This window comes from Streptomyces sp. HUAS TT7 (assembly GCF_051550175.1).
Lineage (GTDB): Bacteria > Actinomycetota > Actinomycetes > Streptomycetales > Streptomycetaceae > Streptomyces.
Genome location: NZ_CP196175.1, coordinates 5,665,397 through 5,686,902 on the forward strand (window position 1 = coordinate 5,665,397; position 21,506 = coordinate 5,686,902).

Annotated in this window: 18 protein-coding genes and 2 tRNA genes; 16 read left to right on the forward strand and 4 right to left on the reverse strand. The window is 68.9% G+C overall.

Annotated elements, in window-relative coordinates:
• Window positions 1–130 precede the first annotated feature (130 nt).
• Window positions 131–325, forward strand: a complete 195-nt coding sequence (locus ACSHXC_RS25535; RefSeq protein ID WP_053727400.1) for a hypothetical protein — start codon at window positions 131–133, stop codon at window positions 323–325.
• A gap of 50 nt (window positions 326–375) precedes the next feature.
• On the opposite strand, the gene ACSHXC_RS25540 is transcribed toward ACSHXC_RS25535, so the two are convergent.
• A tRNA-Gly gene (locus ACSHXC_RS25540) sits at window positions 376–446 on the reverse strand.
• A 281-nt stretch (window positions 447–727) separates the two neighbouring features.
• On the opposite strand from ACSHXC_RS25540, the gene ACSHXC_RS25545 reads away from it, so the two are divergent.
• From ACSHXC_RS25545 to clpX, 5 genes are all read left to right on the forward strand, one after another.
• A tRNA-Pro gene (locus tag ACSHXC_RS25545) sits at window positions 728–804 on the forward strand.
• A 178-nt stretch (window positions 805–982) separates the two neighbouring features.
• Entirely contained in the window at window positions 983–2,377 is a 1,395-nt protein-coding gene (gene tig, locus ACSHXC_RS25550) for a trigger factor (RefSeq protein WP_438293823.1), read from the forward strand.
• Window positions 2,378–2,632: 255 nt separating this feature from the next.
• Window positions 2,633–3,241: an ATP-dependent Clp protease proteolytic subunit gene (locus ACSHXC_RS25555; protein WP_438296822.1), complete on the forward strand. Its 609-nt coding sequence runs from the start codon at window positions 2,633–2,635 to the stop codon at window positions 3,239–3,241.
• Between the two features lie 46 nt (window positions 3,242–3,287).
• Complete coding sequence (locus ACSHXC_RS25560; RefSeq protein WP_053727403.1) at window positions 3,288–3,977, forward strand: ATP-dependent Clp protease proteolytic subunit; 690 nt, start codon at window positions 3,288–3,290, stop codon at window positions 3,975–3,977.
• Between the two features lie 176 nt (window positions 3,978–4,153).
• Window positions 4,154–5,446: an ATP-dependent Clp protease ATP-binding subunit ClpX gene (gene clpX / locus ACSHXC_RS25565; protein WP_344378672.1), complete on the forward strand. Its 1,293-nt coding sequence runs from the start codon at window positions 4,154–4,156 to the stop codon at window positions 5,444–5,446.
• Between the two features lie 83 nt (window positions 5,447–5,529).
• On the opposite strand, the gene ACSHXC_RS25570 is transcribed toward clpX, so the two are convergent.
• Window positions 5,530–6,489, reverse strand: a complete 960-nt coding sequence (locus tag ACSHXC_RS25570) for a hypothetical protein (protein WP_438293824.1) — start codon at window positions 6,487–6,489, stop codon at window positions 5,530–5,532.
• Between the two features lie 137 nt (window positions 6,490–6,626).
• On the opposite strand from ACSHXC_RS25570, the gene ACSHXC_RS25575 reads away from it, so the two are divergent.
• Window positions 6,627–9,251, forward strand: coding sequence for a valine--tRNA ligase (locus ACSHXC_RS25575; protein ID WP_438293825.1), 2,625 nt, complete (start codon window positions 6,627–6,629; stop codon window positions 9,249–9,251).
• A 97-nt stretch (window positions 9,252–9,348) separates the two neighbouring features.
• Here ACSHXC_RS25575 and ACSHXC_RS25580 read toward each other — a convergent pair whose 3' ends face one another.
• Window positions 9,349–9,915, reverse strand: a complete 567-nt coding sequence (locus tag ACSHXC_RS25580) for a vitamin K epoxide reductase family protein (RefSeq protein ID WP_438293826.1) — start codon at window positions 9,913–9,915, stop codon at window positions 9,349–9,351.
• A gap of 130 nt (window positions 9,916–10,045) precedes the next feature.
• On the opposite strand from ACSHXC_RS25580, the gene ACSHXC_RS25585 reads away from it, so the two are divergent.
• Window positions 10,046–11,206, forward strand: a complete 1,161-nt coding sequence (locus tag ACSHXC_RS25585; RefSeq protein ID WP_438293827.1) for a sensor histidine kinase — start codon at window positions 10,046–10,048, stop codon at window positions 11,204–11,206.
• Window positions 11,207–11,363: 157 nt separating this feature from the next.
• Here the strand turns inward: ACSHXC_RS25585 and ACSHXC_RS25590 are convergent, their stop codons facing one another.
• Window positions 11,364–12,371 (reverse strand): rod shape-determining protein, encoded by a 1,008-nt coding sequence (locus ACSHXC_RS25590; protein WP_438293828.1) that lies wholly within the window; start codon window positions 12,369–12,371, stop codon window positions 11,364–11,366.
• A gap of 101 nt (window positions 12,372–12,472) precedes the next feature.
• Here ACSHXC_RS25590 and folC point away from each other — a divergent pair, with 101 nt between their 5' ends.
• The 8 genes from folC to rodA all read left to right on the forward strand — a co-directional run bounded on the left by folC (window position 12,473) and on the right by rodA (window position 21,463).
• Window positions 12,473–13,978, forward strand: coding sequence for a bifunctional tetrahydrofolate synthase/dihydrofolate synthase (folC, locus tag ACSHXC_RS25595; RefSeq protein WP_438293829.1), 1,506 nt, complete (start codon window positions 12,473–12,475; stop codon window positions 13,976–13,978).
• 4 nt (window positions 13,979–13,982) lie between these two features.
• Entirely contained in the window at window positions 13,983–14,333 is a 351-nt protein-coding gene (locus ACSHXC_RS25600) for a DUF4233 domain-containing protein (protein ID WP_438293830.1), read from the forward strand.
• Between the two features lie 87 nt (window positions 14,334–14,420).
• Window positions 14,421–14,834: a nucleoside-diphosphate kinase gene (gene ndk / locus ACSHXC_RS25605; protein WP_344378660.1), complete on the forward strand. Its 414-nt coding sequence runs from the start codon at window positions 14,421–14,423 to the stop codon at window positions 14,832–14,834.
• Between the two features lie 267 nt (window positions 14,835–15,101).
• Entirely contained in the window at window positions 15,102–16,121 is a 1,020-nt protein-coding gene (locus ACSHXC_RS25610) for a rod shape-determining protein (RefSeq protein ID WP_053727412.1), read from the forward strand.
• A gap of 123 nt (window positions 16,122–16,244) precedes the next feature.
• Window positions 16,245–17,330: a rod shape-determining protein MreC gene (mreC, locus tag ACSHXC_RS25615; RefSeq protein ID WP_438293831.1), complete on the forward strand. Its 1,086-nt coding sequence runs from the start codon at window positions 16,245–16,247 to the stop codon at window positions 17,328–17,330.
• Window positions 17,331–17,342: 12 nt separating this feature from the next.
• A complete protein-coding gene (mreD, locus tag ACSHXC_RS25620) occupies window positions 17,343–18,017 on the forward strand; it encodes a rod shape-determining protein MreD (protein ID WP_438293832.1) in 675 nt (224 codons plus the stop codon).
• Between the two features lie 19 nt (window positions 18,018–18,036).
• Window positions 18,037–20,268 carry a penicillin-binding protein 2 gene (gene mrdA / locus ACSHXC_RS25625; protein WP_438293833.1) on the forward strand — a complete coding sequence of 744 codons (2,232 nt, stop codon included), beginning with the start codon at window positions 18,037–18,039 and terminating at the stop codon, window positions 20,266–20,268.
• A 4-nt stretch (window positions 20,269–20,272) separates the two neighbouring features.
• On the forward strand, window positions 20,273–21,463 hold the full coding sequence (gene rodA / locus ACSHXC_RS25630; RefSeq protein WP_438293834.1) for a rod shape-determining protein RodA: 1,191 nt from the start codon (window positions 20,273–20,275) through the stop codon (window positions 21,461–21,463).
• Window positions 21,464–21,506: the final 43 nt, after the last annotated feature.

Below are 21,506 nucleotides of genomic sequence, written 5' to 3' on the forward strand. Positions count from 1 at the left end.
ATCCTTACCTCGGCGATCCGTCACCCGGCAGCAACCACAGGGGTGTTGGTGGCACGATAGTCATCGCGGGGGTGTGCGCGGCATGCTCCCGGGCCGGCAAGGCGGACCGACCAAGGGTGTGTGATCAGTTGTGGCCATTTCACTGTCAGTGGTGCTGCTGTTGGCGGTCGTCCTCGTGGTGCTCATCCGCGGCGGCTCCATCAAGGCCGGGCCGGCCATCGTCGCGATACTTTTCGGCTTCTTCCTGGCCTCGACGGGCATGGCCCCCTCGATCCAGCGATTCCTGAACTCGATAGCGGACACGATCAACCAGATCAAATTCTGACCACGCCGAAGGGCCCGGCAGCCGAGCTGCCGGGCCCCTCAGGACTCAAGAGCGGGCGACGGGAATCGAACCCGCGTAGCTAGTTTGGAAGACTAGGGCTCTACCATTGAGCTACGCCCGCAAGCACCGCGCCGCAGGTCATCGCGACCGCGGCACGTAGAGCATCGTAGCGGGTCGCACCCCGGACGCGCACACCGCCTTCTCCGGGCGTGCTCCCGCGAAACGATTCCGGCCACACCCGTGCCACACCCGCGAAACGATCCGGACCGCGCCCGCGCATTCCCGGTCACCCGCGCCCGCGCGATCCCGCCAGGCCGCGCCCCCCGAACGCTCCGCACCGCACCCGCCGAACAAAGCGGCCGACGCGGTCCCCGCGGCCATGTACCCTACGTGTCGCACCGACGGGGTGTGGCGCAGCTTGGTAGCGCGTCCGCTTTGGGAGCGGAAGGCCGTGGGTTCAAATCCCGCCACCCCGACCAGCGTCACCGATGTCCGATCTCCACGGGCAAGATCACATTGTGGGTGGCATCCCGCTTGCGGTTACTATGCAAGCTGCGTGCCCGTGTGTCTGATGAATGATGTACCGGGCCCCATCCGCCAGGGACCGTCGGTCTTAGGCAGAACCCCCAAAGAAGTCAGCCACAAGGAGACCGAACCGTGAAGAGCGCCGTGGAGACCCTGAACCCGACTCGGGTTCGGCTCACTGTCGAGGTGCCCTTCGAGGAGCTCAAGGACAGCCTCGACGCGGCGTACAAGAAGATCAACCAGCAGGTCACGGTCAAGGGCTTCCGTAAGGGCAAGATCCCGGCCCGAGTGATCGACCAGCGGTTCGGTCGTGGCGCCGTGCTCGAAGAGGCCGTCAATGACGCCCTTCCGAAGTTCTACACCGAGGCGATCAACGAGGCGGAGCTGAACCCGCTGGGTCAGCCCGAGGTCGACATCACCGAGCTGAAGGACGGCGAGACGCTGAACTTCACCGCCGAGGTCGACATCCGCCCGACCATCGAGATCCCGGACTACTCCGGCATCGAGGTCACCGTGGACGCCGTCGAGGTCAGCGACGAGGACGTCGAGAAGTCCGTGGAGCAGCTCCGTGAGCGCTTCGCCTCGACCTCCCCCGTCGAGCGTGCCGCCGAGGACGGCGACGTCGTGACGATCGACCTGCAGGCCAAGGTCGACGGCGAGGTCCTGGAGGACGGCGTGGCCGAGGGTGTCTCGTACACCATCGGTTCCGGCGAGCTCCTCGAGGGCATCGACGACGCCGTGAAGGGCCTGGAGGCCGGTGGCGAGGCCACCTTCACCTCCGAGCTCAAGGGCGGCTCGGCCGAGGGCAAGGAGGCCGAGGTCACCGTCAAGGTCACCCAGGTCGCCGCCCGTGAACTGCCCGCCCTGGACGACGACTTCGCGCAGCTCGCGTCGGAGTTCGACACCCTGGACGAGCTCAAGGCCGACAGCCGCAAGCGCCTTGAGAACATGAAGCAGTACGACCAGGCCACCCAGGCCCAGGAGCGCGTCCTCGACGAGCTCCTGAAGCTGGCCGAGGTCCCGATCCCCGAGAAGCTCCTCGCGGACGAGATCCAGACCCGCAAGCACAACCTTGAGCACCACCAGCTCGGCCAGATGGGCATCGACCTCGCCAAGTACCTGGAGATCCAGGGCAAGACCGAGGAAGAGTTCACCGCCGAGACCGAGGAGCAGGCGGTCAAGGGCATCAAGACGCAGTTCATCCTGGACGAGCTCGTCAACAAGGAGAAGCTGAACGTCAACCAGGAGGAGCTCACCGAGCACCTTATGCGGCGTGCGGCCTCCTCCGGCATGAGCCCGGACCAGTTCGCCCAGGCCGTCGTCGAGGGCGGCCAGGTGCCGATGCTCGTCGGCGAGGTCGCCCGCGGCAAGGCGCTGGCCGTGGTCGTCGAGGCCGCCAAGGTCACCGACACCAATGGTGAGGTCGTCGACCTGGAGGACGACGAGGACGAGGTCGCCGAGGCCGTCGTCGCCGCCGCGGAGGGCGAGCCGGTCGAGGTCGCCGCCGGGGAGAAGACCGAGGCCTGAGCCTCTGCCTGACCCGTCGAGAAGGGCCCGTACGCAGCCGCGTACGGGCCCTTCTTCGTACGTAATTCCGCTTCAACCACCTTGCGCTCCGAGCGAACAGTTCGGGAACCGGGATGGCGTTGTCCCACCTGCGCGTTAGGGTCCATGAATACGAGGGTGGTGGAGTCTGGCGAGCCGGAGTCCGCGCCCCCGGAACGAAGACGCTGAGACGGCCGAAGCCGTCAGAGACGAGCAGGTGGATACGTGACGAATCTGATGCCTTACGCCGCCGGTGAGCCGTCCCTCGGTGGTGGCCTCGGCGACCAGGTCTACAGCCGACTGCTCAACGACCGCATCATCTTCCTCGGCCAGCAGGTCGACGACGAGATCGCCAACAAGATCACCGCCCAGATGCTCCTCCTGGCCGCTGCCGACCAGGACAAGGACATCTACCTCTACATCAACAGCCCCGGCGGCTCGGTGACGGCCGGCATGGCGGTCTACGACACCATGCAGTACATCCAGAACGACGTCGTCACCATCGGTATGGGCATGGCCGCCTCGATGGGCCAGTTCCTGCTGACCGGCGGCACCGCGGGCAAGCGCTTCGCGCTCCCCAACACCGACATCCTGATGCACCAGGGCTCCGCCGGCATCGGTGGCACCGCCTCCGACATCAAGATCCAGGCCGAGTACCTGATCCGTACGAAGAAGCGCATGGCGGAGATCACTGCCGCGCACTCCGGCCAGACCGTCGAGACGATCATCCGCGACGGCGACCGCGACCGCTGGTACACGGCGGAGGAGGCCAAGGAGTACGGCCTCATCGACGAGATCATCTCCGCTGCCTCGGGCGTTCCGGGCGGCGGCGGCACCGGGGTCTGAGCCCCGCCCGCACCGCTTCGACCCCGCCCACTTGAACGCCACCAGGATGGTGAACACCCCAATGAGCAACTTCTCCGGCCCCTCGGCCAACGCGAGCGGCCTCTACACCGGCCCGCAGGTCGACAACCGCTACATCGTGCCGCGCTTCGTCGAGCGCACCTCGCAGGGCGTGCGCGAATACGACCCGTATGCGAAGCTCTTCGAGGAGCGCGTGATCTTCCTCGGCGTGCAGATCGACGACGCGTCCGCCAACGACGTGATGGCGCAGCTCCTGTGCCTGGAGTCGATGGACCCGGACCGCGACATCTCCATCTACATCAACAGCCCGGGCGGCTCCTTCACCGCGCTCACGGCGATCTACGACACCATGCAGTTCGTGAAGCCCGACATCCAGACGGTCTGCATGGGCCAGGCGGCCTCCGCCGCCGCCGTCCTGCTCGCCGCCGGCACGCCGGGCAAGCGCATGGCGCTGCCGAACGCCCGCGTCCTGATCCACCAGCCCTCGGGCGGCACCGGCCGCGAGCAGCTCTCCGACCTGGAGATCGCGGCCAACGAGATCCTCCGGATGCGTTCGCAGCTGGAGGAGATGCTGGCCAAGCACTCGACGACGCCGATCGAGAAGATCCGCGACGACATCGAGCGCGACAAGATCCTCACGGCCGAGGACGCGCTGGCCTACGGTCTGGTCGACCAGATCGTTTCGACCCGCAAGACGACGACCTCCGCGGCGGCCTGAGCCGCTTCGGCATCCTTGGCGCGGTCCACGTCAAAGTGAACCGCGCCAAGGGGGGCCCGAACGAGGGGCTCGGCAAGGTACCGTCGGTAGGGGGTCTGGGGGTGTCCCCCCGGAACACGCAGTAGGCACCAGGAGGCGGCGCACATGGCGTCTCCCAGGCGAAGGGGAAGCACCTCGTGGCACGCATCGGTGACGGCGGCGACCTGCTCAAGTGCTCGTTCTGCGGAAAGAGCCAGAAGCAGGTGAAGAAGCTCATCGCAGGCCCCGGGGTGTACATCTGCGACGAGTGCATCGACCTCTGCAACGAGATCATCGAGGAGGAGCTCGCCGAGTCCTCCGAGGTGCGGTGGGAGGAACTCCCCAAGCCGCGCGAGATCTACGAGTTCCTTGAGGGCTACGTCGTCGGGCAGGAGCCCGCCAAGAAGGCCCTCTCGGTGGCGGTCTACAACCACTACAAGCGCGTCCAGGCCGGCGAGAACGGCGGCGCGCAGGGCCGTGACGACGCGATCGAGCTCGCCAAGTCCAACATCCTGCTCCTGGGCCCGACGGGCTCCGGCAAGACGCTCCTCGCCCAGACCCTCGCCCGGATGCTCAACGTCCCCTTCGCCATCGCCGACGCCACGGCGCTCACGGAGGCCGGCTACGTCGGTGAGGACGTCGAGAACATCCTCCTCAAGCTGATCCAGGCCGCCGACTACGACGTCAAGAAGGCCGAGACCGGGATCATCTACATCGACGAGATCGACAAGGTCGCCCGCAAGAGCGAGAACCCGTCGATCACGCGTGACGTCAGCGGCGAAGGCGTGCAGCAGGCCCTCCTGAAGATCCTGGAGGGCACCACCGCCTCCGTCCCCCCGCAGGGCGGCCGCAAGCACCCCCACCAGGAATTCATCCAGATCGACACGACGAACGTCCTGTTCATCGTGGGCGGCGCCTTCGCGGGCCTGGAGAAGATCATCGAGTCCCGGGCCGGCGCCAAGGGCATCGGCTTCGGCGCGACGATCCGCTCCAAGCGGGAGATCGAGGCCAGCGACCAGTTCCAGGAGGTCATGCCGGAGGACCTGGTGAAGTTCGGGATGATCCCCGAGTTCATCGGCCGCCTGCCCGTCCTGACCTCGGTCCACAACCTCGACCGCGAAGCCCTCCTCCAGATCCTGGTCGAGCCGCGCAACGCGCTGGTCAAGCAGTACCAGCGCCTCTTCGAACTCGACGGCGTGGAGCTGGACTTCGACCGCCCGGCCCTGGAGGCCATCGCCGACCAGGCCATCCTGCGCGGCACCGGCGCGCGCGGCCTGCGCGCCATCATGGAGGAGGTCCTCCAGTCGGTGATGTACGAGGTCCCGTCCCGCAAGGACGTCGCCCGAGTCGTCATCACCGCGGACGTGGTCCGCAACAACGTGAACCCGACGCTGGTCCCGCGCGAGCCGCGGATCGTGAAGAGCGACGGTCGGCACGAGAAGAGCGCGTAGCGCTGCGCTGGCTTATGCACGTCAAAGGGGCGCCCGGTCAACTTCCCTTGACCGGGCGCCCCTTTGACGTGTTCCGCGGGTGGCTAGGCCTTCTGGCGGGCCGTGTTGTAGAGCGAGGCCGTCAGCTTGGCGGCGTCGTCCTGGCTCGCACCGCCACCGGTGGCGGCCTTGGCCACGTCCATGAGGATCACAACGCCGTACGTGCTGTAGTCGGCCCACGCGCAGACCGGGGCCGTGAACTCCTTGGGCCCCTTCTCCGCCGACCCGTCGCCGCCGGAGTTGGTGAACTTCATGTCCTGGCACTTCATCAGCGCGCCCGAGAATCCGGTCGGCTTGACGAGCTTGGCCGTGCCGACGAGCTGCACCTTGATGTCCCCGTTCTTCTGGCTGTTCTCCGTGGCGTTCTGGAACGACGCGTCGATCACCTTCGCGGGGTCGCTGATCTGACCCCAGACGGCATTGACCTGAATCGCCTTGCTGGTCAGCGGGTTCTTGGCGTCGCCCGAGTCGTACTCGGCGGCGACCTGCTGCGGGTTCTTGACGCCGAGGCCCTCGGCCTTCGTCTTCTGCGTGTCGGTCATGGGCGTCGTCTTGTCGCCCGCGGCGGACTTCTTGTAGTCCTCGACCGCGGCGGGCAGGACGACCTTGTACCCCTTCGTGCTCGCCGACACGTCGCTGTTGCTCGCGCCGCCCTTCGTCAGGAACCACACGCCGCCGCCGATCACCGCGACGGCCACCACGACGGCCGTGACGATCAGGCCCGTCTTCTTCTTCGGCGGGGCCGGGGGCATGGGCTGCATCGGGGCGCCGTACGGGGGCTGCTGGCCGTACGGGGGCTGCTGGGGCGGCTGGCCGTAGGGCGGCTGCTGCTGCGGGTACCCGTAGGGCTGCTGCGGCGGCACGCCCTGCGGGGCCTGCTGCGGGTAGCCGTAGCCGGGCTGCTGCGGACCGGGCTGCCCGTACGGCTGCTGCGGAGGCTGCTGGCCGTACGGACCGGGCTGCTGGGGCTGGCCGCCGTACGGGCCCGGCTGGTTGTAGCTCATTGCTGGGTTCCCCCTAGGGATGCTTATCCGATCCAGACATCCTGGCCGACAGGCCGGTGACGTGGTCCATCGGGGGGCCCACCGTTACGGAAACTTCCCATTTCAGTACGGGCCCGTGACACCTCTAAACTGACCCCGTGACCGAGAACACTCAGCAGCAGAATCCAGCGCCCACCACCGAACTGCCGACCCAGTACGCGCCGGCCGAGGTAGAGGGGAAGCTGTACGAGCGCTGGGTAGAGCGCGGTTACTTCACCGCCGACGCCGGGTCCGACAAGGACCCGTACACCATCGTCATTCCGCCGCCGAACGTCACGGGCGCGCTGCACCTCGGGCACGCCTTCCAGGTCACGCTCATGGACGCCCTCACCCGCCGCAAGCGGATGCAGGGGTACGAGACGCTGTGGCTGCCCGGCATGGACCACGCGGGCATCGCCACGCAGAACAAGGTCGAGCAGCAGCTCGCCGAGGAGGGCAAGTCCCGGCACGACCTCGGCCGTGACGCGTTCACCGAGCGGGTCTGGCAGTGGAAGGGCGAGTACGGCGGCCGGATCCTCGGGCAGCTCAAGCGGCTCGGTGCGGGCCTGGACTGGACCCGTGAGCGGTTCACCATGGACGAGGGTCTTTCCAAGGCCGTCCAGACCATCTTCAAGAACCTGTACGACGACGAGCTGATCTACCGCGCCGAGCGCATCATCAACTGGTGCCCGCGCTGCCTGACCGCCATCTCGGACATCGAGGTCGAGTACCAGGACGACCCGGGCGAGCTCGTCTCGCTCAAGTACGGGGAGGGTGACGACACCCTCGTCGTCGCCACCACCCGTGCCGAGACGATGCTGGGTGACACGGCCATCGCCGTCCACCCGGACGACGAGCGCTACCAGCACCTCATCGGCCGGCTCATCAAGCTGCCGCTCACCGACCGCTCCATCCCGGTCGTCGCGGACACCCACGTCGACCCCGAGTTCGGCACCGGCTGCGTCAAGGTGACCCCGGCGCACGACCCGAACGACTTCGCCATCGGGCAGCGGCACAACCTCGACTCCATCACTGTCATGGACGAGCGCGGCATCATCACGGTCCCGGGCCCGTTCCAGGGGCTCGACCGCTACGAGGCCCGTTCGGCGATCGTCGGCGCGCTCAAGGAGCAGGGCCGCATCGTCGCCGAGAAGCGCCCGTACATGCACTCCGTCGGCCACTGCTCGCGCTGCAAGACGACCGTCGAGCCGCGCCTGTCGATGCAGTGGTGGGTCAAGGTCGGCCCGCTCGCGCAGGCCGCCGGTGACGCGGTCCGCGACGGCCGGGTCAAGATCCACCCCGAGGACATGTCGAAGCGGTACTTCGACTGGGTCGACAACATGCACGACTGGTGCATCTCGCGCCAGCTGTGGTGGGGCCACCGCATCCCGATCTGGTACGGCCCGGAGGGCCAGGTCGTGTGCGTCGGGCCCGACGAGGAGCCGCCCAGCGGTGAGGGCTGGCGTCAGGACCCCGATGTCCTGGACACCTGGTTCTCGTCCGGTCTGTGGCCGTTCTCCACGCTCGGCTGGCCGGAGAAGACCGCCGACCTGGAGAAGTTCTACTCGACCGACGTCCTGCTCACCGGCCACGACATCATCTTCTTCTGGGTCGCCCGGATGATGATGTTCGGCCTGTACGCGATGGACGGCGAAGTCCCGTTCAAGACGGTCGCGTTGACCGGTCTCGTGCGCGACGAGTTCGGCAAGAAGATGTCGAAGTCCAACCCGAACGCGGTCGACCCGATCGACTGGATGGACGCGTACGGTTCGGACGCCGTCCGCTTCACCCTGGCCAAGGGCGCCAACCCCGGCGCGGACGTGCCGATCGGCGAGGACTGGGTCCAGGCGTCCCGCAACTTCGCCAACAAGATCTGGAACGCGACCCGCTTCGCGCTCATGAACGGCGCCACGGTCGAGGGCGAACTCCCGCCCGTGGAGCAGCTGTCGGCGGTCGACCGCTGGATCCTGTCGCGGCTGAACAAGACCGTGGCCGAGGTCGACGCGTACTACGAGGACTACCAGTTCGCGAAGCTCAGCGAGTCGCTCTACCACTTCGCGTGGGACGAGGCCTTCGACTGGTACGTCGAGCTGTCGAAGACGACGTTCTTCGCGGGCGGCGAGCAGGCCAAGGTCTCCGGCCGGGTCCTGGGCGAGGTCCTCGACGTGATGCTGCGGGTCCTGCACCCGATCGTCCCGTTCGTCACCGACACCCTGTGGACGACGCTGACCGGTGGCGAGTCCCTCGTCGTCGCCGACTGGCCGAAGGACAGTGGTTTCCGTGACGAGGCCGCCGAGCGCGAGATCGAGCTCGTCCAGCAGGTCGTCACCGAGGTCCGCCGGTTCCGTTCCGACCAGGGTCTCCAGCCCGGCCAGAAGGTTCCGGCCGAGCTCACCCTGACCGGCACAGCGCTGGCCCCGCACGAGGCGGCCATCCGTCAACTGCTCCGTCTCCAGCCGGCCGGCGAGGGCTTCCACGCCACCGCGTCGCTGCCGGTCGCGGGCGCCACGGTCGCGCTCGACCTGTCGGGCACGATCGACGTCGAGGCCGAGCGCAAGCGCCTGACCAAGGACCTCGGGGCGGCCGAGAAGGAGAAGGCCGACGCGAACAAGAAGCTCGGCAACGAGGCCTTCCTCGCGAAGGCCCCGGACAACGTGGTCGACAAGATCCGTACGCGCCTGACCAAGGCCGAGGCCGACATCGAGCGCATCACCAACCAGATCGCCGCCCTGCCCAAGGGCTGATCCGGACGCCCCTACGGGTATCGCCCGTCCGAGTACGAGGAAGGCCCCCAGGATTCGTTCCTGGGGGCCTTCGTCATGCGTACAGAAGAACAGGCGGTCAGAACAGGCGGTCGCCGAGCTCCGCCCACACCAGCGCCGCCACCACCGCGTACATCGCCAGCGGCACCAGCCAGTGCGGCACCATTCGGCGGACGAAGGACCGGGGCCCGGCCACGTGCCGGGTGACGTACCAGAACAGCGGGATCATCACCGCCCACACCAGCAGGCACCAGGGGCACAGCGCCCCGATGACGTACAGGCACTGGCTGATCAGCCACACAGTGAAGGCGAAGCCCGCCGCAACGCCGGACCAGATGCAGAGCCACAGCCACCGGGGGAACTCCGCGCCCGTGAGCAGGGCCAGGCCAAGGGCCGCCAGGGCCGCGAACGCGCCGACGCCGAGCAGCATGTTGGGGAAGCCGAGCAGGTTGCCCTGCCAGGTGTCCATCACGTCGCCGCAGCTCAGGACCGCGTTGATGTTGCAGCCGGGGGAGAAGGCCGGGTTCTCCAGGGTGTGGACGCGGTCGGCGGTCAGGACGGCCGAGGCGAAGGTGCCGAGCAGTCCGCCGATCAGCAGGAGCAGGGCGGTGCCGCGCGCCGGACGGCGGGAGGAGAGGGCAGGCATGGGAACAACGCTAGGGATCCATGTGGCCATCGGGGCAGGGCCGAACGGCCAGGAGCCGCGTGCGACATATCACTAAATTTGGGCCGTTCGGCTTAGGCGTTCGGGTCCAAAGACCTTGGATGATGGAGGCATGCACACGCCGCCCCCCTCCTCCGCGCCGCAGCGCGCGCTGGCGGCGGCGCGTGCCGCGGGCGCGCGCTGGGTGGGCGAGGAGCGCGCACTGGACGTGCTGATCGCGCTGAGCTGCTTCGGCCTGATGGTCCTGGACGTGCCGGGCCTGGCCAAGGCCGACAACTCCCTCAGCAGCTACACCGCGCCGCCCGTCCTCGCCCTCGGCGCGGCGACCCTGCTCTTCCGGCGCCGCTGGCCGTGGCTGCCGTACCTGGTCTCGCTGGTGTTCCTGGGCTGGCTGCACCAGCTGAACCTGGTGCAGTTCGCGCTGTATTCGCTCGGTCGCTTCCGGGGCCGGCGCGCGAGCATCATCGCCACGTGCGGGTACATCGCGGTGGCTTATGCCCTGTTCAACCTGCCGGGCTGGCCCGACACCCGGGGCGAGACGCTCAGTTCGTTCCTGGCGATCGTGGTGCCGGTGGGGGTGCTCGCCTCGGGCGTCGGCATCTCGGCCTACCGCCACGACCTCGTACGCGAGCTGGAGGCCCAGCGCGCCGAGCACGCGGCCCTGCAGGCCGTGCAGGCCGAGCGGGTCTCGGTGGCCCGGGACGTGCACGACATGGTGGGCCGGGAGCTGACGATGCTCGCGGTGCGCTCCGAGGTGCTCGCGATGCGGGCCAGGAACGAGCCGCACCACAAGGACTTCGAGGAGCTCGCCGACACCGCGCGCCGGGCCCACCTCATGCTGAACGAGATCATCGTGCGGCGCGCCGACGAGCGCACGGCGACGCCCGGCCTCGACGGCCTGCACGCGCTCGCCGAGGAGAGCCGGAGTGCGGGCACCCCGGTGGGCCTGGACATCGAGCCGGCCGCGCACCGGCTGTCCCCGCTGCGCCAGGCGGCGGTCTACCGGGTGGTCCAGGAGTGTCTGACGAACTCGGTCAAGCACGCCCAGGGCGAGCCGGTCGCGGTGACGATCCGGCTCGCGGCGGGGGACCTGGTCGTCACGGTCCAGAACCCGCTGCCCCGCGCGGTACCGGTGAAGGCCCCGGTCTCCACGGGGACCGGGACCTTCTCGATGCGGGAGCGGGTGGAGAGCATGGGCGGCTCGCTCGCCACGACCCGTACGGACACGACCTATGAGGTGCGGGCGACGCTTCCGGCCGGGGCGGTCGGCTGACGCGTCCGGACGGAGTGCGGACACAGGCTCTCAGGCGGCCGTCGGGGCCGGCGCGGGCCCGCCTGGGCGGACGGGCTCGGGAACGCCGACGGGCCGGGACCCCCTGGGGGATTCCGGCCCGAACGCGTCCTATGGGCGGCGGCGCTCATAGGCGGGCCTACGCGCTGGCCAGCAGCTTCTGGAGCTGGTCGAAGTCCTCCACGCACTTGCCCGAGCCGAGCGCCACGCAGTCCAGCGGGTTGTCCGCCACGAAGACCGGGATGCCGGTCGCCGACGCGAGGCGCAGATCCAGGCCCGGAAGCAGCGCGCCGCCGCCGGTCAGCACGATGCCGTGCTCCATCACGTCGCCGGACAGCTCCGGCGGGCACTCCTCCAGGGTCACCCGCACCGCCGCGATGATCGACTCGACCGGCTCGTCGAGCGCGGCCCGCACCTCGCGCGCGGTGAGCCGGAGCGTCTTGGGCAGGCCGCCCACCTTCTCGCGGCCCCGGACCGTGAAGGTCAGCTCCTCCAGTTCCTCGTTGCCCGGCACCGGCCAGGCCGACCCGATCGCGCACTTGACGTCCTCGGCGGTGCGCTCGCCTATGAGCAGCGAGTGCTCCTTGCGTACGTAGTCGCTGATCGCGGTGTCCAGGCGGTCGCCGCCCACCCGCAGGGACTGCGCGGTCACGATGCCGCCGAGCGAGATCACGGCGACCTCGGTGGTGCCGCCGCCGATGTCCACCACCATCGAGCCGCGCGGCTCGGCCACCGGGAGCCCGGCCCCGATCGCCGCCGCCATCGGCTCCTCGATGAGGTGCACGGCCTTCGCGCCGGACCGCTGCGCCGCGTGCACGATCGCGCGCCGCTCCACCGGGGTCACCCCGCTCGGCACGCACACCACCATGCGGGTGCGCGGGCGGCGCCCCGGCACCGCCTTCTTCACGAAGTGGCGGATCATTTCCTCCGCCGCCTCGTAGTCGCTGATCACGCCGTCCCGCAGCGGCCGGATCGCGGTGATCGAACCGGGCGTGCGGCCGATGGTCTCCTTGGCCTCCGTGCCGACGGCCAGAGCCGTGCGGCCGCCCTCCTTCATCGCCACCACGGACGGCTCGTTGAGCACGATGCCCTGCCCCCTGGCGTACAGGAGGGTGTTGGCGGTCCCGAGGTCGATCCCTATGTCCATGATCGCCAAGTTTGCCCGGAGAGTCTGTGGGACCGGGGGGCCGAACGTCCCGAAAGGGGCGGGTCCAAGGTCCTGTCGGTGCCCCTCCGTAGACTGGTCCTGTGACCGAGCAGCCCGACCGCAGTGAAGCCGATGACTTCGACGGAATCGTCGAAGCCGAAACCAACCGAGACCCCGACCTGGCGGTGATCGAGGCCGGCAGCCGCACCCTGCGCACCCACGGCGGCGTGCCCCAGGGCGAGGCCGTGCCCGCCCGCCCCGCCGACCCGGAGGTGGACGCGGCGCTGCGCGCGGTCGAGACCGAGCTCGCGGGCCGCTGGGGCGAGACCAAGCTGGAGCCGTCCGTCCGCCGCATCGCCGCCCTGATGGACGTCCTCGGCGAGCCGCAGCGCGCCTATCCGACGATCCACATCACCGGCACCAACGGCAAGACCTCCACCGCCCGCATGATCGAGGCCCTGCTCGGTGCCTTCGAGCTGCGCACCGGCCGCTACACCTCGCCGCACGTCCAGTCGATCACCGAGCGGATCAGCCTGGACGGCCTGCCGATCCCCGCCGAGCGCTTCATCGAGACGTATGAGGACATCAAGCCGTACGTCGAGATGGTGGACGCCAAGGAGGAGTTCCGGCTCTCCTTCTTCGAGGTCCTCACCGGCATGGCGTACGCGGCCTTCGCGGACGCACCGGTGGACGTGGCGGTCGTCGAGGTCGGCATGGGCGGCACCTGGGACGCGACGAACGTCATCGACGCGGGCGTCGCCGTCGTCACCCCCATAGACCTCGACCACACCGACCGGCTCGGCAACACGCCCGCCGAGATCGCCGTCGAGAAGTCCGGGATCATCAAGCAGGGCGCGACCGTGATCCTGGCCCAGCAGCCGGTCGACGCGGCGCAGGTCATGCTGAAGAAGGCCGTCGAGACGGATGCCACCGTGGCCCGCGAGGGCATGGAGTTCGGCATCGTCGGCCGCGAAGTCGCCGTCGGCGGCCAGCTCCTGACGCTGCGGGGCCTCGGCGGCGAGTACGAGGAGGTCTTCCTCCCGCTGTACGGAGCCCACCAGGCGCACAACGCGGCGGTGGCGCTCGCCGCCGTCGAGGCGTTCTTCGGCGTCGGCTCGCAGCAGGCCGGCCCGCTCGACATCGACACCGTCCGCAAGGCGTTCGCCTCCGTCGTCTCGCCGGGCCGCCTGGAGGTCGTGCGCCGCTCGCCGACCGTCGTCCTGGACGCCGCGCACAACCCGGCCGGCGCCCGCGCCACCGCGGACGGCCTGACCGAGGCGTTCGGCTTCTCGCGCCTGATCGGCGTGGTCGCCGCCAGCGCCGACAAGGACGTGAAGGGCCTGCTCGAAGCGTTCGAGCCGGTCTTCGCCGAGATCGTCGTCACCGCCAACACCTCCAGCCGCTCCATGGACGTGGACGAGCTGGCGGCGCTCGCCGTCGAGGTGTTCGGCGACGAGCGGGTCGTGGTCGAGCCCCGCCTGGACGACGCCATCGAGGCCGCCATCACCCTGGCCGAGGAGGAGGACGAGTATGCCGGCGCGGGCGTCCTCGTCACCGGCTCCGTGTTCACGGTCGGCGACGCCCGGCTGCTGCTGAAGAGGGGCTGAGCCGATGCGTACGCTCTGCGCGTCCACCCTGATCGGTGAATTCTTCGTCATCGCCTTCGCGGGCCTGGTCGCGATGAAGGACCCGGACCTCGCCACCACCACCGTGTGGACGGTGTGCGGCATCGGCATGCTGCTCTCGGTCCTGCTCTGCGGGATGCTGGGCCGGCGCGGCGGGGTCGAGCTCGGCTGGGCGCTCCAGATCGCGCTGATCGCGAGCGGTTTCGCCGTCCCGCTGATGTTCTTCATGGGCGCTCTCTTCGCGGCCCTGTGGTGGGCCTCGGTCCACTACGGCCGCAGGATCGACGAGGCGAAGGCCAGATTCGCGGCCCAGGCCGAGGCCCAGCCGCAGGCGTGAGCGGCGGTGGCGGGACCGGGTGACGGCAGTTCAGCTACACCCGGTAATCTCGGCGGACCGCACACGTTTGCCAAGGAGCCGTACACCATGACGCAGCGCACCCTCGTCCTCCTCAAGCCGGACGCCGTCCGCCGCTCGCTGGTCGGCGAGATCATCGGCCGCATCGAGCGCAAGGCCGGCTGGCAGATCACCGCCCTTGAGCTGCGCACCCTGGATCAGGACACGTTGGAGCAGCACTACGGCGAGCACAAGGGCAAGCCTTTCTACGAGCCGCTCGTGGCGTTCATGTCCTCGGGCCCGGTCGTCGCCCTGGTGGTCGAGGGTGAGCGTGTCATCGAGGGCGTACGCCAGTTGGCGGGTCCCACCGACCCGATCGCGGCGGCCCCCGGCTCGATCCGTGGCGACTTCGGGACCATCGTCAGGGAGAACCTCATCCACGCCTCGGACTCCGAGGAGTCCGCGGAGCGAGAACTGAAGATCTTCTTCCCGGGCCGCGGCTGACCATTTCCTGACGGGATGTCAGCCATATAGCGCTCATGACCTGGGGCGACCGAAGGAATTTCGGTCGCCCCCCGGCATATGCGGGGCGACTTCGGGAACGCATCGCCCCGACAAGACGTCACCAATACTGAGGTGGACCAACGCGCCGTGTCCGTGCAGGCCGGACTACGATGGAGCCTCGCGCTCAACGCACCCACCTCGCCGACCTGAGAAGCCGTCAACGCTCGATTAGGGAAGGCCGGACGCATCCTCATGGGGAGCAACAAAATGTCGTTCATCGGCCGTGACATGGCTGTCGACCTCGGGACCGCCAACACGCTGGTGTACGTCAGGGGCCGCGGAATCGTCCTGAACGAGCCGTCCGTCGTCGCCATCAACACCAACACCGGCGGCATCCTCGCGGTCGGCGCCGAGGCCAAGAAGATGATCGGCCGTACGCCCGGCAACATCGTTGCCGTACGACCGCTGAAGGACGGCGTGATCGCCGACTTCGAGATCACCGAGCGGATGCTCCGCTACTTCATCCTGAAGATCCACAAGCGTCGGTACCTGGCCCGCCCGCGCGTCGTGGTCTGCGTGCCCTCGGGCATCACGGGAGTCGAGCGCCGCGCCGTCATCGAAGCCTCCACCCAGGCCGGCGCCCGCCAGGTGCACATCATCGAGGAGCCCATGGCCGCGGCCATCGGATCGGGCCTGCCCGTCCACGAGGCCACCGGCAACATGGTCGTCGACATCGGCGGCGGTACCACCGAGGTCGCCGTGATCTCGCTCGGCGGCATCGTCACCGCGCAGTCGATCCGGGTCGCGGGCGACGAGCTCGACAACGCGATCATCCAGCACATCAAGAAGGAGTACTCCCTCCTCCTCGGCGAGCGGACCGCGGAGCAGATCAAGATCACGATCGGTTCGGCGTACGACCTCGACAAGGACGAGCACACCGAGATCCGCGGCCGCGACCTCGTCTCCGGCCTGCCGAAGACCGTCGTGATCTCCGCCGCCGAGGTGCGCAAGGCGATCGAGGAGCCCGTCAACGCCATCGTCGACGCCGTGAAGACGACCCTCGACAAGTGCCCGCCGGAGCTCTCCGGCGACATCATGGACCGCGGCATCGTCCTCACCGGCGGCGGCGCCCTGCTGCGCGGCCTGGACGAGCGGCTGCGCCGCGAGACGGGCATGCCGATCCACATCGCCGAGGACCCGCTCGACTCGGTGGCCCTGGGCTCCGGCAAGTGCGTCGAGGAGTTCGAGGCGCTCCAGCAGGTGCTCGACGCGCAGCCCCGCAGATAGCCCCCGAGGCCTGCTGTCCGCCGTACGGGTCACTGCCAACTCGTACGGCGGATCGTTGATATACAGATCGAAGAGATCTTGTAGATCACCCACATTCCTACGAGGAAGGCACGGCCGCCGCACGTGAGGGACACACGAGAGAGCCGGCTGCTCCTGGTGCTGCTGATCGCCGTAGCGTTCGCGCTGATCACGGTCGATATCAGAGGCGGGGCGAATTCACCGGTGGACGGCGCCCGGCAGGCCGCCGCCGCGGTCTTCGGGCCGGTGGAGAACGGGGTCGCGGCCGCCGTGGACCCGGTCGGCAACGCGATCGGCGCGGTACGCGACTCGGGCAAGCGCCACGACAAGATTTCCACCCTGCAGGCCGAGAACGAGGCGCTCAAGCAGAAGCTCGGCAGCGACGCCCGCAACCGCAGCCGCCTGAACCAGCTCGACTCGATGCTGAAGACCGCGGGGGAGGGCCAGTACGGCATCAAGGCCGCCCAGGTCGTCGCCATAGGAGCGGCCCAGGGCTTCTCCTGGACGGTCACCATCGACGCCGGGTCCAACGACGGCATCAAGCGCGACATGACGGTGCTCAACGGCGACGGCCTGGTCGGCCGGGTCACCACCGTCGGCCCCTCCACCGCGACCGTGCTGCTCGCCAACGACCCCGACTTCACCGTCGGCACCCGGATGGAGAACAGCGACGAGCTGGGCTTCGCCACCGGCCACGGCGACCGGCCCCTTTCGGTGCAGCTGCTCAACGGCAAGGCCAAGGTCAACCCGGGCGACCGCCTGGTGACCTTCGGCTCGCAGGCCGACAAGCCGTTCGTGCCGGGCGTCCCGGTCGGCGAGGTCGTCCGGGTCGACCCCTCGGGCGGCGCCCTCACGCGCACCATCTACGTACGCCCCTTCGTCGGCTTCACCAAGCTCGACATCGTCGGCGTCGTCGTCCAGGCCCCGCGCACCGACCCGCGCGACGAGGTGCTGCCCGCCAAGCCCAAGCCGACGCCTACCCCGACGGTCACCGTCACGGCCACCCCGTCCCCGACCCCCAACGGCCAGGGCAACACCAACATCGCCGACCAGAACGCGAACCCCGACGGCAACCCGAACCCTCCGGCGGGCAACGCGAACCCCCCGGCCGCGAACGCCAATCCGAATCCGCCCAATCCCAATCCGAACGGTGATCCCAACGGCAATGCCAATGCCGACGGCGACCAGTAGGAGCTGATCCAGATGCGTGTCAACAGGGTCATCCTCTCCGCCGCCCTGATCGTCGTCGCCCTCGTCATCCAGGTGAGCGTCCTCGCCCGCCTCCAACTCCCGGGCGCCGTACCGGACTTGATGCTCCTCACCGTCCTCGGTCTGGCGCTGGTCTACGGCCACCTCGGCGGCGCCTTCGTCGGATTCGGCGCCGGGCTGCTCGCCGACCTCGCGCCGCCCGCCGACCACGCGGCCGGGCGCTACGCCCTCGTGCTGTGTGTGATCGGGTACGTCGCGGGCCTCGCCAGGACCGACCACGGCCGGCCGCGCTCGGCGGCCGGGCCGATGCTGGTGGTGGTCGGCGCGGCCATCGGCTCGACGCTGCTCTACGCGCTGGTCGGCGCGCTCGTCGGGGACACCGCGGCCCGCCATGTCGGCCTGCCCAGCCTGCTGTTCACGGCCGCCGTCTACGACCTGCTGCTCGCGCCCTTCATCGTGCCGCTGATCATGGCGATCGCCCGGCGCGCGGAGAACGACCCGCTCGCCGAGGCCACCGCCAACGGCAGCCCCAGGAGCGACATCACCTCCGGCTGGCTCTCCGGTGGCACCGGCCTGCGCATCGGCGGCCAGCGCGGCGGTCTGCGGGCCAAGGCGGCGAAGAACAGAGCGGCCCGCGCGGGCCGCATCAAGGGCGTCAAGCGACTGTGAACCAGGGGGTCGTCACGGCATGAGCAACATCCCTGAGACCGGACGCACCCCCCGGGTGCAGATCCGGCTCATCATCATCCAGGTCCTGGTCTTCTCGCTCCTGCTCACGCTGGGCGGACGCCTGTGGTACCTGCAGATCCGCAACGGCCAGGAGTACGAGGACGAGGCCAAGAACAACCACGTCCAGCAGGTCGTCCAGCCCGCCGTGCGAGGCTCGATCCTCGACGCCCGCGGCGTGCCGCTCGCCGACAACGAGACCCGCCTCGTGGTCTCCGCCTCGCGCACCGACCTCTCGAAGATGCCCGACAGGGGCAAGGCCGTCCTGACCCGGCTCGCCGCCGTGCTCGGCATGAAGCCGCAGGACGTCATGGACAAGGTCAGGCTCTGCGACGCCAAGACCCCCAAGCCCTGCTGGAACGGCTCGCCCTACCAGCCGATCCCGGTCACCGACAAGGCCACCACCCAGCAGGCCCTCCAGATCCGCGAACGCTCCGAGGACTTCCCCGGCATCACCGCCGACCCCACCGCCGTACGCCGCTACCCCGCGCCCGGCAAGTCCAACACCGCCCAGGTGCTCGGCTACCTCTCGCCCGTCACCGACGACGAGATCACCAAGGCGAAGGACACCGACTCGCCCTACCTGCGCTCCGACCAGGTCGGCCGCTCCGGCCTGGAGCGCACCTACGACAAGCAGCTGCGCGGCAAGGCGGGCATCACCCGGTACGAGGTCGACAACCTCGGGCGGGTCATCGGGCAGGCCCAGAGCGACAAGGCACAGCCCGGCTCCAACATCGTCACGTCGATAGACGCACGCGTGCAGGCCGTCGCCGAGTACGAGCTGAACAATGCGATGGTCGAGGCCCGCAAGCAGTTCGACAAGATCACCAACGAGAACTACAAGGCCGACTCCGGCGCCGTCGTCGTGATGGAGGCCAAGACCGGCCGGATCGTCGCCATGGCCTCGGCGCCGACGTACGACCCGAACGTCTGGGTCGGCGGCATCTCCGGCAAGGACTACCAGCAGCTCACCGGCAAGGACAGTGACTACCCGCTGCTGAACCGGGCCATACAGGGTCAGGCCGCACCCGGCTCGACGTTCAAGGTGGTCTCCACGGCCGCTGCCGTCGAGGCCGGCTACAAGTGGGACGGCGGCTACCCGTGCACCAGCTCCTACTCGGTGGGCGGGCAGGTCTTCAAGAACTTCGAGGGTGAGAGCTTCGGCCCCATCTCGCTCGGCCGCGCCCTGGAGGTCTCCTGCGACACCGTCTTCTACGGACTCGCCGACAACGAGTGGAAGAAGGACGGCGGCATCAACCCGAAGCCGGGCCAGCCCAAGGACTTCTTCTACAAGGCGGCCCACCAGTTCGGCCTCGGCAAGGCCACCGGCGTGGACCTGCCCAACGAGGTCACCGGCCGCGTCCCGGACCGCCAGTGGAAGCAGAACCTCTTCACGGCGATGAAGGACAACTGGTGCAAGTCCGGCAAGAAGGACGGCACTTACGTCGAGAAGATCGCGTACGAGAACTGCCTCGAAGGCAACAAGATGCGCGAGGGCGACGCGATCAACTACTCCATCGGCCAGGGCGACACCCTCGTCACGCCGATCCAGGAGGCCATGATCTACGGGGCGATCGCCAACGGGGGGACCATACACGCACCGACCATCGGCAAGGCGATCATCAGTGCCGACGGCAAGACCGTCCAGGAGATCAAGCCGAAGGTCAACGGAAGGCTGCCGGTCAGCCAGGCCACCATCGACGGCTACAACAAGGCCCTCGCCGGCGTCGTCACCAGCGGTACCGCCGCCTGGAAGTTCCACGGCTGGCCGCAGGACAAGATCGAGCTGCACGCCAAGACCGGCACCGCCGAGGTCTATGGCAAGCAGACCACGTCCTGGCTCGCCACGTACTCCAAGGACTACACGGTCGTCATGACGATCTCCCAGGCCGGTACGGGTTCCGGCGCCTCCGGTGAAGCCGTGCGCAGGATCTACGAGGCGATGTACGGCGTCGACGATGCCGGAAACCAGGACCTCAAGCGCGCCATGCTGCCGCAGCCCGAGCAGGGCCTGCCCAAGGTCCAGGCCGACGGCTCGATCGACGCGCCGACCGTCACCGCGTACGACCCGAACGCCGGGAGGGTCAAGGACAAGAAGGGCCCCGACGGCCAGCCGCTGCAGCCCAGCGGACAGCCGCAGCCCAACAATCCTCCGGCCACCGACGTCGACAACCGCAACCCACGGAGGGACTAGCGCCATGGCAGGTTTCTCCGTCCAGCGCTACACCCCCGAGCGCAGCGCGTTCGCCAAGCTGACCGCACGCGACTCGGTGCTGCGCAGGCTCGACTGGCCGCTGCTCCTGTCGGCCCTCGCGCTCTGCCTCATCGGCTCGCTCCTGGTGTGGTCCGCCACCCGCAACCGCACCAACATCAACCAGGGCGACCCGTACTTCTTCCTGATCCGGCACATCGCGAACGCCGGTATCGGGCTGTGCCTGATGGTCGGCACCATCTGGCTCGGCCACCGCACCCTGCGCGGCGCGGTGCCCATCCTGTACGGGCTCTCGATCCTGATGCTGCTCGCGGTGCTCTCGCCGCTCGGCGCCACCGTCAACGGCGCGCACTCCTGGATCGTGCTCGGCGGCGGATTCTCCCTCCAGCCCTCCGAGTTCGCGAAGATCGCGATCATCCTGTGCATGGCGATGCTGCTCGCGGCCCGGGTGGACGCGGGCGACCAACTGCATCCGGACCACCGCACGGTGGTGAAATCGCTCGGGATCGCGCTGATCCCGATCTGCTGCATCATGCTGATGCCCGACCTCGGCTCGACCATGGTCATCCTGGTGATCATCCTCGGCGTGCTGCTCGCCTCGGGGGCGTCCAACCGCTGGATCTTCGGCCTGCTCGGCGCCGGTGTGGTCGGAGCGGTCCTGGTCGCCACGCTCGGGATACTGGACAAGTACCAGATCAACCGCTTCGCCGCCTTCGCCAACCCCAAGCTCGACCCGGCCGGCGTCGGCTACAACACCGGCCAGGCCAGGATCGCGATCGGCTCCGGCGGCCTGACCGGCACCGGGCTCTTCAAGGGCTCCCAGACCACCGGCCAGTTCGTCCCCGAACAGCAGACGGACTTCGTCTTCACCGTCGCCGGAGAGGAACTCGGCTTCGTCGGCGCGGGCCTGATCATCGTGCTGCTCGGCGTCATCCTGTGGCGCGCCTGCCGCATCGCCCGCGAGACGACCGAGCTCTACGGCACCATCGTCGCGGCCGGCATCATCGCCTGGTTCGCCTTCCAGTCCTTCGAGAACATCGGCATGACGCTCGGCATCATGCCGGTCGCGGGCATCCCACTGCCGTTCGTCTCCTACGGAGGCTCGTCCATGTTCGCGGTGTGGGTCGCCATAGGGCTGCTCCAGTCGATCCGGGTGCAGCGGCCGATAACGGCATAGCGGCCGGATCTCCGGACCGGCCGGACAGATGGCCGGTCCGGGG

Excerpts from the sequence above, each read along its gene's own strand:
- ACSHXC_RS25555 (WP_438296822.1), top strand. The coding sequence starts at position 2,633 with ATGCCTTACGCCGCCGGTGAGCCGTCCCTCGGTGGTGGCCTCGGCGAC.
- ACSHXC_RS25560 (WP_053727403.1), top strand. The coding sequence starts at position 3,288 with ATGGTGAACACCCCAATGAGCAACTTCTCCGGCCCCTCGGCCAACGCG.
- ACSHXC_RS25570 (WP_438293824.1), bottom strand. The coding sequence starts at position 6,489 with ATGAGCTACAACCAGCCGGGCCCGTACGGCGGCCAGCCCCAGCAGCCC.
- ACSHXC_RS25580 (WP_438293826.1), bottom strand. The coding sequence starts at position 9,915 with ATGCCTGCCCTCTCCTCCCGCCGTCCGGCGCGCGGCACCGCCCTGCTC.
- ACSHXC_RS25585 (WP_438293827.1), top strand. The coding sequence starts at position 10,046 with ATGCACACGCCGCCCCCCTCCTCCGCGCCGCAGCGCGCGCTGGCGGCG.
- ACSHXC_RS25590 (WP_438293828.1), bottom strand. The coding sequence starts at position 12,371 with ATGGACATAGGGATCGACCTCGGGACCGCCAACACCCTCCTGTACGCC.
- ACSHXC_RS25600 (WP_438293830.1), top strand. The coding sequence starts at position 13,983 with ATGCGTACGCTCTGCGCGTCCACCCTGATCGGTGAATTCTTCGTCATC.
- ndk (WP_344378660.1), top strand. The coding sequence starts at position 14,421 with ATGACGCAGCGCACCCTCGTCCTCCTCAAGCCGGACGCCGTCCGCCGC.
- ACSHXC_RS25610 (WP_053727412.1), top strand. The coding sequence starts at position 15,102 with ATGTCGTTCATCGGCCGTGACATGGCTGTCGACCTCGGGACCGCCAAC.
- mreD (WP_438293832.1), top strand. The coding sequence starts at position 17,343 with ATGCGTGTCAACAGGGTCATCCTCTCCGCCGCCCTGATCGTCGTCGCC.
- mrdA (WP_438293833.1), top strand. The coding sequence starts at position 18,037 with ATGAGCAACATCCCTGAGACCGGACGCACCCCCCGGGTGCAGATCCGG.
- rodA (WP_438293834.1), top strand. The coding sequence starts at position 20,273 with ATGGCAGGTTTCTCCGTCCAGCGCTACACCCCCGAGCGCAGCGCGTTC.